General features: G+C 66.8%; 12 protein-coding genes. 7 read left to right on the top strand and 5 right to left on the bottom strand.

Annotated features, from left to right (window positions below; genetic code table 11):
* The first annotated feature begins 169 nt into the window (after nucleotides 1-169).
* The gene (locus AC5Y5V_RS21785) at nucleotides 170-1,381 is read left to right on the top strand and encodes an acetyl-CoA C-acetyltransferase (RefSeq protein ID WP_499939774.1); all 1,212 of its coding nucleotides are present in this window, start codon (nucleotides 170-172) and stop codon (nucleotides 1,379-1,381) included.
* Between the two features lie 4 nt (nucleotides 1,382-1,385).
* Entirely contained in the window at nucleotides 1,386-3,530 is a 2,145-nt protein-coding gene (locus AC5Y5V_RS21780; RefSeq protein WP_499939773.1) for a 3-hydroxyacyl-CoA dehydrogenase NAD-binding domain-containing protein, read from the top strand.
* A 23-nt stretch (nucleotides 3,531-3,553) separates the two neighbouring features.
* On the opposite strand, the gene AC5Y5V_RS21775 is transcribed toward AC5Y5V_RS21780, so the two are convergent.
* The 3 genes from AC5Y5V_RS21775 to AC5Y5V_RS21765 all read right to left on the bottom strand — a co-directional run bounded on the left by AC5Y5V_RS21775 (nucleotide 3,554) and on the right by AC5Y5V_RS21765 (nucleotide 6,363).
* Nucleotides 3,554-4,156: a class I SAM-dependent methyltransferase gene (locus tag AC5Y5V_RS21775; protein ID WP_499939770.1), complete on the bottom strand. Its 603-nt coding sequence runs from the start codon at nucleotides 4,154-4,156 to the stop codon at nucleotides 3,554-3,556.
* A gap of 3 nt (nucleotides 4,157-4,159) precedes the next feature.
* Nucleotides 4,160-5,038, bottom strand: a complete 879-nt coding sequence (locus tag AC5Y5V_RS21770) for an LLM class F420-dependent oxidoreductase (protein ID WP_499939768.1) — start codon at nucleotides 5,036-5,038, stop codon at nucleotides 4,160-4,162.
* 134 nt (nucleotides 5,039-5,172) lie between these two features.
* Nucleotides 5,173-6,363 (bottom strand): FAD-dependent monooxygenase, encoded by a 1,191-nt coding sequence (locus tag AC5Y5V_RS21765; RefSeq protein WP_499939766.1) that lies wholly within the window; start codon nucleotides 6,361-6,363, stop codon nucleotides 5,173-5,175.
* Nucleotides 6,364-6,441: 78 nt separating this feature from the next.
* Between AC5Y5V_RS21765 and AC5Y5V_RS21760 the strand changes: the two genes are divergently transcribed.
* Together AC5Y5V_RS21760 and AC5Y5V_RS21755 are read left to right on the top strand one after the other, a co-directional pair.
* Nucleotides 6,442-6,990, top strand: a complete 549-nt coding sequence (locus tag AC5Y5V_RS21760) for a TetR/AcrR family transcriptional regulator (RefSeq protein WP_499939763.1) — start codon at nucleotides 6,442-6,444, stop codon at nucleotides 6,988-6,990.
* A 10-nt stretch (nucleotides 6,991-7,000) separates the two neighbouring features.
* On the top strand, nucleotides 7,001-7,984 hold the full coding sequence (locus AC5Y5V_RS21755) for an LLM class F420-dependent oxidoreductase (protein WP_499939761.1): 984 nt from the start codon (nucleotides 7,001-7,003) through the stop codon (nucleotides 7,982-7,984).
* Nucleotides 7,985-7,992: 8 nt separating this feature from the next.
* Here AC5Y5V_RS21755 and AC5Y5V_RS21750 read toward each other — a convergent pair whose 3' ends face one another.
* A complete protein-coding gene (locus AC5Y5V_RS21750) occupies nucleotides 7,993-8,286 on the bottom strand; it encodes a putative quinol monooxygenase (protein WP_499939759.1) in 294 nt (97 codons plus the stop codon).
* Nucleotides 8,287-8,468: 182 nt separating this feature from the next.
* Here AC5Y5V_RS21750 and AC5Y5V_RS21745 point away from each other — a divergent pair, with 182 nt between their 5' ends.
* The 3 genes from AC5Y5V_RS21745 (at nucleotide 8,469) to AC5Y5V_RS21735 (ending at nucleotide 11,935) form a co-directional block, all read left to right on the top strand.
* Nucleotides 8,469-8,906 (top strand): Zn-ribbon domain-containing OB-fold protein, encoded by a 438-nt coding sequence (locus tag AC5Y5V_RS21745; protein WP_499939757.1) that lies wholly within the window; start codon nucleotides 8,469-8,471, stop codon nucleotides 8,904-8,906.
* 1 nt (nucleotide 8,907) lies between these two features.
* Nucleotides 8,908-10,053 carry a thiolase family protein gene (locus tag AC5Y5V_RS21740; protein WP_499939755.1) on the top strand — a complete coding sequence of 382 codons (1,146 nt, stop codon included), beginning with the start codon at nucleotides 8,908-8,910 and terminating at the stop codon, nucleotides 10,051-10,053.
* Between the two features lie 244 nt (nucleotides 10,054-10,297).
* Nucleotides 10,298-11,935, top strand: coding sequence for a PE family protein (locus AC5Y5V_RS21735; RefSeq protein WP_499939753.1), 1,638 nt, complete (start codon nucleotides 10,298-10,300; stop codon nucleotides 11,933-11,935).
* A gap of 78 nt (nucleotides 11,936-12,013) precedes the next feature.
* Here AC5Y5V_RS21735 and AC5Y5V_RS21730 read toward each other — a convergent pair whose 3' ends face one another.
* Complete coding sequence (locus AC5Y5V_RS21730) at nucleotides 12,014-13,663, bottom strand: DNA repair helicase XPB (protein ID WP_499939751.1); 1,650 nt, start codon at nucleotides 13,661-13,663, stop codon at nucleotides 12,014-12,016.
* Nucleotides 13,664-13,665 lie beyond the last annotated feature (2 nt).

The following is a 13,665-nucleotide window of genomic DNA, read 5'->3' as shown; positions in this document are numbered from 1 at the left end:
GCGGCGGTTTCGGGCACCGACCACGGCGCGGGCGCGACGCTCAGCCGCCTGACCAGCAAAGTCCCGCCCAACCAACAGGTTGGCCGAGGCCCCTGTTAGTGTGCCTCTACTGGACCTAGTCTTTAACACGGATCTAACACACCCCCTTTTTTGCGAACAGGAAGTCGACATGTCCGAAGAAGCCTTCGTATACGAGGCCATCCGCACGCCGCGCGGCAAGCAACGCAACGGCGCGTTGAACGAAGTCAAGCCGTTGAGCCTGGTCGTAGGCCTGATCGAGGAGCTGCGCAAGCGCAATCCCGACCTCGACGAGAACCTGATCAGCGATGTCATCCTGGGCTGCGTGTCACCCGTCGGCGACCAGGGCGGCGACATCGCCCGGGCCGCGGTGCTGGCCTCCGGCATGCCCGTCACCTCCGGTGGTGTGCAACTCAACCGGTTCTGCGCCTCGGGCCTCGAGGCCGTCAACACCGCCGCCCAGAAGGTGCGCTCCGGCTGGGATGACCTGGTGCTGGCCGGTGGTGTGGAGTCGATGAGCCGCGTGCCGATGGGATCCGACGGCGGCGCGATGGGCCTGGACCCCGCCACCAACTACGACGTGATGTTCGTGCCGCAGGGGATCGGCGCCGACCTGATCGCCACCATCGAGGGATTCTCCCGCGACGACGTGGACAACTACGCGCTGCGCAGCCAGGAGAAGGCCGCCGAGGCGTGGTCGGGCGGCTACTTCGCCAAGTCGGTGGTGCCCGTGCGCGACCAGAACGACCTGTTGATTCTCGACCACGACGAGCACATGCGGCCCGACACCACGAAGGAAGGCCTGGGCAAGCTGAAGCCGGCCTTCGAGGGTCTGGCGGCGATGGGCGGCTTCGACGACGTAGCGCTGCAGAAGTACCACTGGGTGGAGAAGATCAACCACGTCCACACCGGCGGCAACTCGTCGGGCATCGTCGACGGCGCCGCGCTCGTGATGATCGGTAGTGAGGCCGCCGGCAAGTCGCAGGGGCTGACCCCGCGGGCGCGCATCGTCGCCACCGCCACCAGCGGTGCGGACCCGGTGATCATGCTGACCGGACCCACCCCGGCCACCAAGAAGGTGCTCGACCGCGCCGGCCTGACCGTCGACGACATCGACCTGTTCGAGCTCAACGAGGCCTTCGCCTCCGTGGTGCTGAAGTTCCAGAAGGACCTCAACATTCCCGACGAGAAGCTCAACGTCAACGGCGGTGCCATCGCCATGGGCCACCCGCTGGGTGCCACCGGCGCGATGATTCTGGGCACCATGGTCGACGAGCTGGAGCGCCGCAACGCCCGACGGGCGCTCATCACGCTGTGTATTGGCGGCGGCATGGGTGTCGCGACAATCATTGAGAGGGTTTAAGTACATGGCCGACAACACAATTCAGTGGGACAAGGATGACGACGGCATCGTCACGCTGACCCTGGACGACCCGTCCGGCTCGGCCAACGTGATGAACGAGGCCTACATCGAGTCGATGGGCAAGGCGGTGGATCGCCTTGTCGAGGAGAAGGATTCGATCACCGGCGTCGTGATCACCAGCGCGAAGAAGACCTTCTTCGCCGGCGGTGACGTCAAGAGCATGATCCAGATCGGGCCCGAGAATGCCGGTGAGGCTTTCGATCTGGTCGAGAACGTCAAGAAGCAGCTGCGCACGCTCGAGACGCTGGGCAAGCCGGTGGTGGCGGCCCTCAACGGCGCCGCGCTGGGCGGCGGCCTGGAGATCGCGCTGGCGTGCCACCACCGCATCGCCGCGGACGTCAAGGGGTCGCAGTTCGGTTTCCCCGAGGCGACGCTGGGTCTGCTGCCGGGTGCCGGCGGCGTCACCCGTTCGGTGCGCATGTTCGGCATTCAGAACGCGTTCGTCAACATCCTGTCGCAGGGCACCCGGTTCAAGCCGGCCAAGGCCAAGGAGCTCGGCCTGATCGACGAGCTGCTGCCGACGGTCGAGGAACTGGTGCCCGCCGCCAAGGCGTGGATCAAGGCCAACCCGGATTCCCACGAACAGCCTTGGGACAAAAAGGGTTACAAGATGCCCGGCGGCACCCCGTCGTCGCCCGGACTGGCGTCCATCCTGCCGTCGTTCCCGGCGCTGCTGCGCAAGCAGATCAAGGGCGCGCCGATGCCGGCGCCCAAGGCCATCCTGTCCGCCGCGGTCGAGGGAGCCCAGGTCGACTTCGACACGGCCAGCCGCATCGAGAGCCGCTACTTCACCACGCTGGTCACCGGCCAGGTCTCCAAGAACATGATCCAGGCGTTCTTCTTCGACCTGCAGACCATCAACAACGGCGGGTCGCGGCCCGACGCCATCGAGCCCGTCAAGATCAACAAGATCGGCGTCCTTGGTGCGGGCATGATGGGCGCCGGAATCGCTTATGTCTCAGCGAAAGCCGGCTACGACGTGGTGCTCAAGGACGTCTCGCTGGAAGCCGCGCAGAAGGGCAAGGGCTACTCCGAGAAGCTGGAGGCCAAGGCGCTGGAGCGTGGGCGCACCACGCAGGAGAAGTCTGACGCACTGCTGGGGCGGATCACCCCGACCGGCGACGCCGCCGACTTGAAGGGCGTCGACTTCGTCATCGAGGCCGTCTTCGAGAACCAGGACCTCAAGCACAAGGTGTTCCAGGAAATCGAGGACGTCGTCGAGCCGAACGCGCTGCTCGGGTCCAACACCTCGACGCTGCCGATCACCGGCCTGGCCACCGGCGTCAAGCGCCAGGAGGACTTCGTCGGGATCCACTTCTTCTCGCCGGTCGACAAGATGCCGCTGGTGGAGATCATCAAGGGCGAGAAGACTTCTGACGAGGCGTTGGCCCGCGTGTTCGACTACACGCTGGCCATCGGCAAGACCCCGATCGTGGTCAACGACAGCCGCGGTTTCTTCACCTCGCGGGTGATCGGCACCTTCGTCAACGAGGCGCTGGCGATGCTCGGCGAGGGTGTGGAGCCGTCGTCGATCGAGCAGGCGGGTTCGCAGGCCGGGTACCCGGCGCCGCCGCTGCAGCTGTCCGACGAGCTCAACCTGGAGCTGATGCACAAGATCGCTACCGCCACCCGCAAGGGCGTCGAGGACGCCGGCGGCACTTACGAGCCGCATCCGGCAGAAGCCGTGGTGGAGAAGATGATTGAGATCGGCCGGTCCGGGCGGCTCAAGGGCGCCGGCTTCTACGAGTATCCGGAGGGCAAGCGTTCCGGGCTATGGCCGGGCTTGCGGGAGACGTTCAAGTCCGGGTCTTCGGAGCCGCCGCTGCAGGACATGATCGACCGGATGCTGTTCGCCGAGGCGCTGGAAACCCAGAAGTGCCTTGACGAGAACGTGCTGACGTCGACGGCCGACGCCAACATCGGCTCGATCATGGGCATCGGCTTCCCGCCGTGGACCGGTGGTAGCGCGCAGTACATCGTCGGCTACGAAGGCGCGCTGGGCCGGGGCAAGGCGGCCTTCGTGGCCCGCGCCCGTGAGCTCGCCGAGAAATACGGCGACCGCTTCCTGCCGCCGGAGTCGCTCACCTAAGGTTGCGCGAGTCTGCGCTCGCGCTAGGTGGTGCGCTGCAGGAGGTAATAGCGGGTCGGGCTCTTCTCGGCGCGGTCCAACGCCTTTTCGTCACCGTCGGACACCAGAGTCCAGGCGACGGCGAACCGTCGGTCGATCTCGGCGCGGTCCACGCCGCGCACCGTGCGCCGAGCACCGGTCGGGAACGCGACGATCAACAGCCGCGCGTCCGGTGCCGCCACGGCGCTGACCTCCCGGACGTACGCATCGCGATCCGCATCGGTCATGTTGTGCAGGCAGCCGTTGTCGACGATCAAACCGAACCCCGTCCCGACGCCCGCACGGCTCAAACGGGTGACGTCGGCCTGCGCAAAGTCGACCGAAATCCCCGCGTTGCCAGCCTTGGCGCGGGCCTTTTCGAGTGGCTTGGCCACGAAGTCGACCGCGGTGACATGCCAACCGTGCTGGGCGAGGTAGATCGCGCAGTCCCCGGTGCCGCAACCGAGCTCCAGCGCGGACCCCGCGGCCAGCGGCGACACGCCGCCGGTCCCCTCGACGAGGTCCCGCAGGCTCTGCGCCAGCGGGTGGCCGTCCCACGGAGCGAAGCCGAGTCGATACAGGATGCGGAACAGTCTGCGGGAGGCCATGGTTCAGGTTGATCCCGCGCGGTTTCGGTTCGCCGCGGCGAGCCGGCGCCATTGCTCACGGGGAAAGCTCGTCGGGTCAGCCTCGAGCAGTTGCACGCAAACATGGTCGGCTCCGGCGGCGTAATGCTCGTCGACCCTGCGCAAGATCGCCTCTTCGTCGCCCCACGCGATGATCGCGTCGAACAGGCGATCGCTGACCCGGGTCACCTCGTCTTCGCTGAAGCCGCTGCGCAGCAGGTTGTTCGCGTAGTTCGGCAACGCCAAATACGAGCGCAGCCAGTCGGTTCCGATGCTGCGCACCTCGTCGGCATCGTCGGACAGAATGGCGGTCTGTTCGGGCAGCAGCAGTGGCCCCTCACCCAAAGTCGAACGGGCGGAAGCGGTGTGCTCCGGCGTGACGAGGTAGGGGTGCGCTCCCCGGGCACGGGTCGCGGACAACTCCAGCATCTTCGGGCCCAGCGCGGCAAGGACCCGACGATCGGTGGGAACCGGCTTCTCGGCGGCATCCAGCCCGTCCAGAAATGCGGCCGTCGCGGCCAGTGGTTTGCGGTACCGCCCGGGCTGGCGGGAGTCGATCAGCGGCGCGTGGCTGACCCCGATCCCCAGCAGGAAGCGATCGCCGTGCTCGTCGGTCAGTGCGGCATAGGACTGCGCGACGTCGCCGGGTTCGTGCATCCAGAGATTCAGGATGCCGGTCGCGATGACGGTCCGTTTGGTCGCGGCGAGCAGGTGGGCCACCGCGTCGAAAACGGCCCCGCCCACGTCGGGGATCCACAGTGCCGTATAGCCGAGTTCGTCCAGTTCCGCCGCGGCGTCGGCGGATTCGGATGCGTCGCCGTAACGCAGTTGACTACTCCACACCCCGAGGCCGGTGAGCTCCATTCAGATCAGTCCTCTCGTCGGTAGCTTCTACGCCCATGTTGCCAAGGTGGCGCGAGCAGACGCAAAAGCCCCCTTTGAGGCACGAAAAGGGGCTTTTGCTGGGGGCACCGCCCGCTTGCGGGGGACTGCTCGGGCTAGAACGGCACCGGCATGGAGTCGTAGAGGCGCACGCCTTTGGTGTTGAGCTTCGCGACGGCCCTGGTCAGCCCGGCGGGTAGCAGGGAGATCAGCTGGGCGCCGCGGGTCAGCGCCCACGCCCCGGCGGCGGACTCGGGCACGATGCTCTTGGCCGTGGCGCGGGCAAAGGCGCGGCTGCCGCGCACCGGTTCGCCCATCTGCCGCTCGTAGGCCGCGAACGCGCGCGCATAGTCACCGTCGGACCGCGCGAGCTCGCCGGCCAGGATGTACGCGCCGAGCACAGCGATGCTGGTGCTACCGCCGACGGCCGGCCCCGGGCAGTACCCCGCATCGCCGACCAGGCTGACGCGGCCGCGTGACCAGGTGTCCAGTTGCAGCTGGGTGATCGAATCGAAATAGAACGCCGGTGTGTGTTCGAGATGGTCGAGCCAACCGTCCACCTGCGGGTGTACGCCGCTGAACGCCTCGCGCAGTAATTCCTTCTGCCGCGGCACATCTCGATGGTGGTAGTGCAATTCGTCCCTGGTGCGGAACAGGAACAGGGCCCGCGCGTCGTCCAGCGGACGCGCCGTGTAGATCCCCGCCAACCGGCCGGCCCCGAGGTGGACGACCATTTCCCCATCGCGCGCAAGCGCTTTCGGCACCGACTGCACGGCCAGGTGGCCGCCGAGGAAGCGGGTGCGTCCGGCGTCCTCGCCGAACACCAGGCGGCGGACGTTCGAATGCAGCCCGTCGGCGCCGATGATCACGTCGAACGCGCGTGGCGCCGAGTGCTCGAAAGTCACGTTGCCGTCGGCGGATATCGCCGTGATCGAGTCGCCGAACAGGTACTCGACGTCGTCGCGGCCGGCGTCGTAGTACACCTCGCTGAGATCGTCGCGCATGATCTCCACGTGCCGGTCGGACGCGGCGCCGGTGATTTTGGTGAGGTCGACGTGCGCCGGGCGCCGCGCGCCGCGGCGATAGATGGTCAGCTCCGTCGTCCCCGTGGCAAGCGCCTCGATCCGCGGCAGCACGCCCATCTTCTCCGAGATCTCCATCGCGGGCCGGAACAGGTCGACGGCGTGGCCGCCGGTCTTGCGCAGGCTCGCGGCGCGTTCGACGACGGTGACCTCGAACCCGTGCCGGGCGAGCCAGTAGGCCAGCACGGGGCCGGAGATGCTGGCCCCGGAGATCAGGATCCGCATGGCGACCTCCGTACTTACTTAACGTTCGGTAAGCATAACACGAAGCTTACCTATCGGTAAGTCAGTTAAACTGTCGGCGTGAGCGGGCCCCGGTCGGACACCAGACAGCGCATCCAGGAAGTCGCCCGGGATCTGTTTGTCCAGCAGGGCGTGCAGCGCACCAGCCTGCAGGACATCGCCGACCGGTTGGGCATCACTAAACCCGCGCTGTACTACCACTTCGCATCCCGGGAGGAGTTGGTGCGCAGCATCCTGGTCCCGCTGATCGACGAGGGCGAGCGATTCGTCGGCGATCAGGAGAGCCGTGGAGCAAGCGATGCCCGCACCTTGCTGGAGGGGTATTTCGACTTCCACTACCGGCACCGGCAGGACATGGTGCTGGTGCTGACCGAGCTGACGATGCTGGCCGACCTGGGTCTGATCGACAAGGTGCTGGCGTGGCGCGATCGGCTCGGCAGGCTCGTGTTCGGCCCGCGGCCGACGCTCGAGGAGTCCACCCGCGCGGTGGTCGCCTTCGGCGGCCTGCAGGACTGCTGCCTGCAATTTCCCGACACCGCTTACGACGCATTGCGCGCCGCGTCGGTGCAGGCCGCGCTGGCCGCGTTGGGTGTCGTGAGGCAGGGCTAGAGTCCCTGCTATGCGCTTTGGTCTCTTCATCCCGCAGGGCTGGCGAATGGATCTGGTGGGCATCGAACCCGCGCGGCACTGGGAGGTGATGCGCGATCTGGCCACCTACGCCGACGGTGGGGCGTGGGACTCACTGTGGGTCTACGACCACTTCCACACTGTGCCGTTACCGAGCGACGAGGCGACGCACGAGGCATGGTCGCTGATGGCGGCCTACGCGGCGAGCACGTCGCGAATCAAGCTCGGCCAGATGTGCACCGCGATCAGCTACCGCAACCCCGTCTACCTGGCCAAGGTGGCGGCGACCTCGGACATCATCTCCGGCGGTCGCATTCAGATGGGTATCGGCGGAGGCTGGTATGAACACGAGTGGCGCGCTTACGGTTACGGCTTCCCTTCCGCGGGTGTGCGGCTAGCCCGACTGGACGAAGGCGTGCAGATCATGCGCGACGCCTGGCGCGACGGCAGGGTCAGCTTCGCCGGCAAGCACTATCAGGTTGACGGCGCGATCGTCGCGCCGAAGCCGTTGCAGGACAACGGTATTCCCCTGTGGATTGCCGGCGGTGGCGAGAAGGTGACGCTGCGCATCGCCGCACAGTACGCCCAGTACACCAACTTCACGCCGGAGCTCGAGGCCTTCGCTCACAAGTCGCAGGTGCTGTCGCAGCACTGCAGCAAGCTGGGCACCGACTTCGACGCCATCGTCCGGTCGGCGAACTTCACCGCCGTCGTCGGCTCGTCGGAGGACGACGTCAAGGATCGACTGAAGCGGGTGCGGGACCGCCTGGTCGGCTATGTGCCCGAGGCCGTGGCGGATTCGATGGTCGCCGGCGTGCCGGACGCGGCGACGGGCACGCCGGAGCAGGTCATCGAGCGCCTTTCGAAAGTCCGCGACCTGGGTTGCGAATACGCGATCTGTTACTTCCCCGAAGCGGCCTACGACCGCTCCGGCATCGAGTTGTTCGAACGCGAAGTGATCCCCGCGCTGAGCTGAGGTGTTTCTCAGATATCGCTGGTGGTGTACCGGATCTTGACGGGCGGCGCGGCCAGCAGCGGCGGCAGTTCGGTCACCTTGCCCTCGCCGGCGCGAAACGCGCGGTAGGCGTCGTCGGCCTCCACCGACGCCCAGACCTCGTAGACGAGCCAGTGCGCTTCGTCGTCCGCGTCGACGAGCACGTCGGTGCCGAGGTTTCCCTCGAACGCGCGGGTGGTTTCCAGCGTCCGGTGCATAAGCTCGCGTCCCGCGGCCACCGCGTCGGGCTTGAACCTGAGTTCCAGGGTCACGGTGATCGACATAGTTGTCTCCTCTCGACTTTCGACGCAGCATTCTGCCCGTCCCGCGTCGCGACCGTGCGGCCGGCCGCACGCTGGGCCACCGCGGACTGCGAGAATGTAATTTCCACTTTGATGGAACGCTGTTGTACCTTTTGGGGAGTCCATTCTTTGGCCGGCTTGAAGGATCGCTGGAGGATCGCTCGATGCAGAAGGCACTCGCCCCCGAAATCTCGACCTGGCCCGACGAAAACCCGCAGCTGATCGGCAGTCGCTGCGGCGACTGCGGTGCCACCGCGTTCCCCGTGCAGCAGTGGTGTCCGCGCTGTAGCGGCGGTCAGATCAGCGAGGTGCTGTTGCCGCGCCGCGGAACCGTCGTCGCCTGGACCACCCAGGGCTTCCCACCCGGGGCCCCCTACGCCGGACCGACGGGCAAGGACTTCGTGCCGTTCGGCGTCGGCCTGGTCCAGCTCGGTTTGGGCGAAGACGCGGTGATCAGGGTCGAGGGCCGGCTGACCGAGAACGACCCCGCCAAACTGCAGTTCGGCCAGGAGGTCGAGCTCACCATGGTGCCGTTCACCACCGACGCCGACGGCAACGAGATCGTCACCTTCGCTTTCCAGCCCGTCGGAGAGGGGTCCTGACATGACCAACGATGTGGCGATCATCGGAGTGGGCCTGCACCCGTTCGGCAGGTTCGACAAGACCGCGATGCAGATGGGCGCCGAGGCCATCCAGTCCGCGCTGACCGACGCCGGAGTGGGGTGGCAGGACATCCAGTTCGGCTTCGGCGGCAGCCACGAGGTGTCCAACCCGGACGCGGTGACGCGCCTGGTCGGCCTGACCGGCATCACGTTCACCAACGTCTTCAACGCCTGTGCCACCGCGGCCAGCGCCATTCAGCAGACCGCGGACACCATTCGGCTGGGCAAGTACGACATCGGCATCGCCATCGGCCTGGACAAGCACCCGCGCGGCGCGTTCACCGACGACCCCGCCAAGCTGGCGCTGCCGCAGTGGTATGCGCAGAACGGGCAGTTCGTCACCACCAAGTTCTTCGGGATGAAAGCCAACAAGTACCTGCACGACCACAACGTCTCCCAGGCCACGTTGGCCAAGGTGGCCGCCAAGAACTTCCGCAACGGCGCGCTGAACCCGAATGCCTTCCGCCGCAAGCCGATCTCCGAGGAAGAGATCCTCAACTCGGCCGTGTTGAACTACCCGTTGACGCAGTACATGTTCTGTGCCCCCGACGAGGGTGCGGCGGCCGTGGTCATGTGCCGCGCCGACATGGCACACAAGTACACGGACAAGCCCGTGTACGTGCGGGCGTGCGAGATCCGCACCCGCCGTTACGGCGCCTACGAGGTGCACGCCACGTTTGCGCCGCTCGACGAGGACGTGTCGCCGACGGTGTATGCCGCCAAGGCCGCCTACGAGGCCGCGGGCATCGGACCCGAGGACGTCGACGTGGCCCAGCTGCAGGACACCGACGCGGGCAACGAGGTCATCCACATGGCCGAGACGGGGCTGTGCGCCGACGGCGAACAGGAGAAGCTCGTCGCCGACGGGGCCACCGAGATCCACGGCTCGATGCCGGTCAACACCGACGGCGGGCTGATCGCCAACGGCGAACCGATCGGTGCGTCGGGGCTGCGCCAGATGCACGAGCTGGTGCGCCAGCTGCGTGGGGAGGCCGGCGAGCGTCAGGTGCCGGGCAACCCGCGCGTCGGGCTGGCGCAGGTGTACGGCGCCCCCGGCACCGCGTCGGCGACGATCCTGTCGCTGTAACGCCGTCTGCTCGCCGTAGCGGGTGCGCGGCTGACACGCAGGCGATTTATTGCCGATGGCGGTGGACGCCTTGCGTACCTGCTTTGCGTTGCATGACAACGGGATTCGGTCCACGCCGCGGCGCCGGCCCGCCGGAATGGGCATGGCCAATTCAGGGTGATCTCCAATAATTCCGGAGTGGAGCTGCTACGTTGCCTTGCTGGGCGATGAAACACCGCCCGGGCCCAACGTGGGGAGTCAGTCAATGACGTACGTACTGGCGTCGCCGGAGGCCATGTCCGATGCGGCCGCGGATCTTGAGCGATTGGGCTCGTCGATCGACCAAGTCAACGCGGTGACCGCGCAGCGGACAACCGGTCTGCTGGCCGCGGCCCGGGACGAGGTTTCGGCGGCCGTCGCGACGCTTTTCAGCGACTACGGGCGGGAGTTTCACGCGCTCACGCGGCAACTGACGTCGCTGCACGGCGAGTTTTCGCACGCGTTGGCCGCCGCCGGGGGCTCCTATCAACAGGCCGAGTCCGCGGCGGTGACCGCGATGGCGCCAGCCGACCCACCGTTTCCCGTCAACTACAAGACGGTGTTCATCTCCGGCAGCGGCATTCCGATCCCCAGCGCTCCCTACATGACGACCGTCTTCGCCAACTACGTCCTGCCGAATTTCCCCGGCGGCAGCCTGTCCGGCGCGCTGGCGCTGTTCACCCCTGCCGGGCTGTACCCGCTGACCGGTACCAACGTTCTGTCGCTCAACGAGTCGGTGGCTCAGGGCGTTCAAATCCTGGACAGCACCCTGTTCGGGACGGGCGTCGGGCAGCACGGGATCATCCAGCCCGGCGGCAGCCCTGTTGTTGTGCAGGGCATTTCGCAGGGCGCCATCATCGCTTCGCTGGAAATGCAGAAGCTGGCGACGATGGTCAGCCCGCCGACGGCAGGCGATCTCGGCTTCGTGCTGCTCGGCGATCCGATGAATCCCAACGGCGGCCTCTTGGCGCGCTTCGCGGGCCTCAACATGCCGAGCCTGGGGTTAACCTTTTTCGGCGCGACGCCGTCGGACACGGTCTGGCCGACGCACATCTACACGCTCGAATACGACGGCATCGCCGACTGGCCGCGATACCCGATCAACGTTCTCTCCGACCTCAACGCCTTCGCGGGCCTGTACTACGTCCATGGTCTGTACCCGACTTTGGATCCGGCATCGCTTCCGGGCGGCTACCACCTCGTCGATCTGCCGACGTCACCCGGCTATACCGGCAACACCACGTACTCCATGATCACCATTCCGCATCTGCCGCTGCTGGAGCCGGTGCGATCGATTCCTTTGGTAGGCAACACGATCGCCGATCTGGTCGAGCCGGATTTGCGGGTGCTCGTCAATCTGGGTTACGGCGATCCGGCTCATGGCTATTCCACCAGTCCTCCGGAGGTGGCCACGGGATTCGGGCTGTTCCCGCATGTCGAACCGTCGACTATCACGGCCGCGCTGGTTGCCGGGGCCCACGAGGGTATCGCCGCCGCCGGCAGCGACCTGGCTGCATTGGCGCACACGGACTTCGCGACCCTGCTTCCGACCATTCCGCTGACGTCGTTCACCAACCTACCCTTGGTGACGACAGGCGACTTCGTCACCAACTTCACCAACGCCGTCGCGAAAGTGCAGCCGACGGTGGACATTGCGACGGCCATGCTGACGGCGGTGCCGGCCTATGACGTGGAACTGTTCAGGGCCGGCATCGAGCAAATGCTCGACGGCGCACCCATCCAAGGGCTGGTCAACGCGGTGGGTATGCCGATCGCCGCCACCGCCGGGCTGGGCACGCTCCTGGCTGGTTTCGAACTTCTTGTCCTGACCGGAGCCTGGTACCCGCCGCCCACTCCGCTGTAGGTGACACCGGCCTGTCGACGAGCAGACGCAAAGCTCCCGAAATGGGGTGCGCGCGGGGGCTTTGCGTCTGCTCGCGGGTTAAATGGCCGGACCCAGCAGGTCGTCGGCGTCGCGGATGATGTAGCCGTAGCCCTGCTCGGCGAGGAACCGCTGCCGGTGCGCGGCGTATTCGGCGTCCAGGCTGTCGCGCGCGACCACCGAATAGAAGATGGCGCCGCCGCCGTCGGCCTTTGGCCGCAACAGCCGGCCCAGCCGCTGCGCCTCCTCCTGGCGGGAACCGAACGTTCCCGAAACCTGCACCGCCACCGCGGCTTCCGGAAGGTCGATGGAGAAGTTGGCGACCTTGGACACCACTAGCGTCGAGATATCGCCGCGACGGAACTGATCGAACAGCTCTTCGCGTTCCCGGGTCCTGGTCGACCCCTGGATGACCGGGGCGTCCAGCTCGGCGCCGAGCTCGTCGAGCTGATCCAGGTAAGCGCCGATCACCAGGGTCTGCTCGCCGCGGTGCTTGTCCAGAATCGACTTGACCACAGCAATTTTGGTGTGGACCGTCGAGCACAGCTTATAGCGCTCCTCGGGCTCGGCGGTGGCATACATCATCCGCTCGTTGTCGGTCATCGTGACGCGGACCTCCACGCACTCCGCCGGGGCGATCCAGCCTTGCGCCTCAATGTCTTTCCACGGCGCGTCGTAGCGCTTCGGGCCGATCAGCGAGAACACGTCACCCTCGCGTCCGTCCTCGCGGATCAGCGTCGCCGTCAGGCCCAGCCGCCGCTTGGACTGCAGATCGGCGGTCATCCGGAACACCGGTGCCGGCAGCAGGTGCACCTCGTCGTAGATGATCAGCCCCCAGTCGCGGCTGTCGAAGAGTTCCAGGTGCCGGTATTCGCCCTTGGTGCGGCGGGTGATCATCTGGTACGTCGAGATCGTGACAGGCCGAATCTCCTTGCGCTCCCCGGAATATTCGCCGATCTCCTCTTCGGTCAGCGAGGTCCGTGCGACCAGCTCGCGTTTCCACTGCCGGGCGGCGACGATGTTGGTGACCAGGATCAGCGTGGTTGCCTGAGCCTTGGCCATCGCGGCGGCGCCAACCAGCGTCTTGCCGGCGCCGCACGGGAGCACCACCACACCCGAGCCGCCCGCCCAGAACGAGTCGGTGGCGAGCTGCTGATAGTCGCGCAGGTGCCAGCCGTCCTCGGCCAGGCTGATCGGGTGCGCCTCGCCGTCGACGTAGCCGGCGAGATCCTCCGCCGGCCAGCCGATCTTGAGCAGCATCTGCTTGACCCGGCCGCGCTCGCTGGGGTGCACGATGACGGTATCGTCGTCGATTCGGGCGCCGAGCATCGGCGCGATCTTTTTGTGGCGCAACACTTCTTCGAGCACGGCGCGGTCCAGGCTCACCAGCGTCAGGCCGTGCGCGGGGCTCTTCACCAGTTGCAGCCGGCCGTAGCGCGCCATGGTGTCGACGATGTCGACCAGCAGCGGCTGGGGCACCGCGTAGCGCGAGAACGACACCAGCGCGTCGACGACCTGTTCGGCGTCGTGGCCCGCGGCGCGGGCGTTCCACAGCGCCAGCGGCGTGATGCGGTACGTGTGCACATGCTCGGGCGCGCGTTCCAGCTCGGCGAATGGCGCGATGGCGGCGCGCGCGGCGCCGGCCTGTTCGTGGTCCACTTCGAGCAGCACAGTCTTGTCGGACTGCACGATCAACGGTCCGTCGGGCATCT

It is taken from the genome of Mycobacterium sp. NGS68 (assembly GCF_059812195.1).
Note: the sequence above shows the minus strand (reverse complement) of the source record. Positions and strands in the feature narration are given on the sequence as shown.

What these genes read in the sequence shown, in the direction of transcription:
- AC5Y5V_RS21755 (WP_499939761.1), top strand. Translation starts at nt 7,001, where the DNA reads ATGCGCTTTGGTCTCTTCATCCCGCAGGGCTGGCGAATGGATCTGGTG.
- AC5Y5V_RS21750 (WP_499939759.1), bottom strand. Translation starts at nt 8,286, where the DNA reads ATGTCGATCACCGTGACCCTGGAACTCAGGTTCAAGCCCGACGCGGTG.
- AC5Y5V_RS21765 (WP_499939766.1), bottom strand. Translation starts at nt 6,363, where the DNA reads ATGCGGATCCTGATCTCCGGGGCCAGCATCTCCGGCCCCGTGCTGGCC.
- AC5Y5V_RS21785 (WP_499939774.1), top strand. Translation starts at nt 170, where the DNA reads ATGTCCGAAGAAGCCTTCGTATACGAGGCCATCCGCACGCCGCGCGGC.
- AC5Y5V_RS21730 (WP_499939751.1), bottom strand. Translation starts at nt 13,663, where the DNA reads ATGCCCGACGGACCGTTGATCGTGCAGTCCGACAAGACTGTGCTGCTC.
- AC5Y5V_RS21740 (WP_499939755.1), top strand. Translation starts at nt 8,908, where the DNA reads ATGACCAACGATGTGGCGATCATCGGAGTGGGCCTGCACCCGTTCGGC.
- AC5Y5V_RS21770 (WP_499939768.1), bottom strand. Translation starts at nt 5,038, where the DNA reads ATGGAGCTCACCGGCCTCGGGGTGTGGAGTAGTCAACTGCGTTACGGC.
- AC5Y5V_RS21780 (WP_499939773.1), top strand. Translation starts at nt 1,386, where the DNA reads ATGGCCGACAACACAATTCAGTGGGACAAGGATGACGACGGCATCGTC.
- AC5Y5V_RS21735 (WP_499939753.1), top strand. Translation starts at nt 10,298, where the DNA reads ATGACGTACGTACTGGCGTCGCCGGAGGCCATGTCCGATGCGGCCGCG.
- AC5Y5V_RS21775 (WP_499939770.1), bottom strand. Translation starts at nt 4,156, where the DNA reads ATGGCCTCCCGCAGACTGTTCCGCATCCTGTATCGACTCGGCTTCGCT.
- AC5Y5V_RS21745 (WP_499939757.1), top strand. Translation starts at nt 8,469, where the DNA reads ATGCAGAAGGCACTCGCCCCCGAAATCTCGACCTGGCCCGACGAAAAC.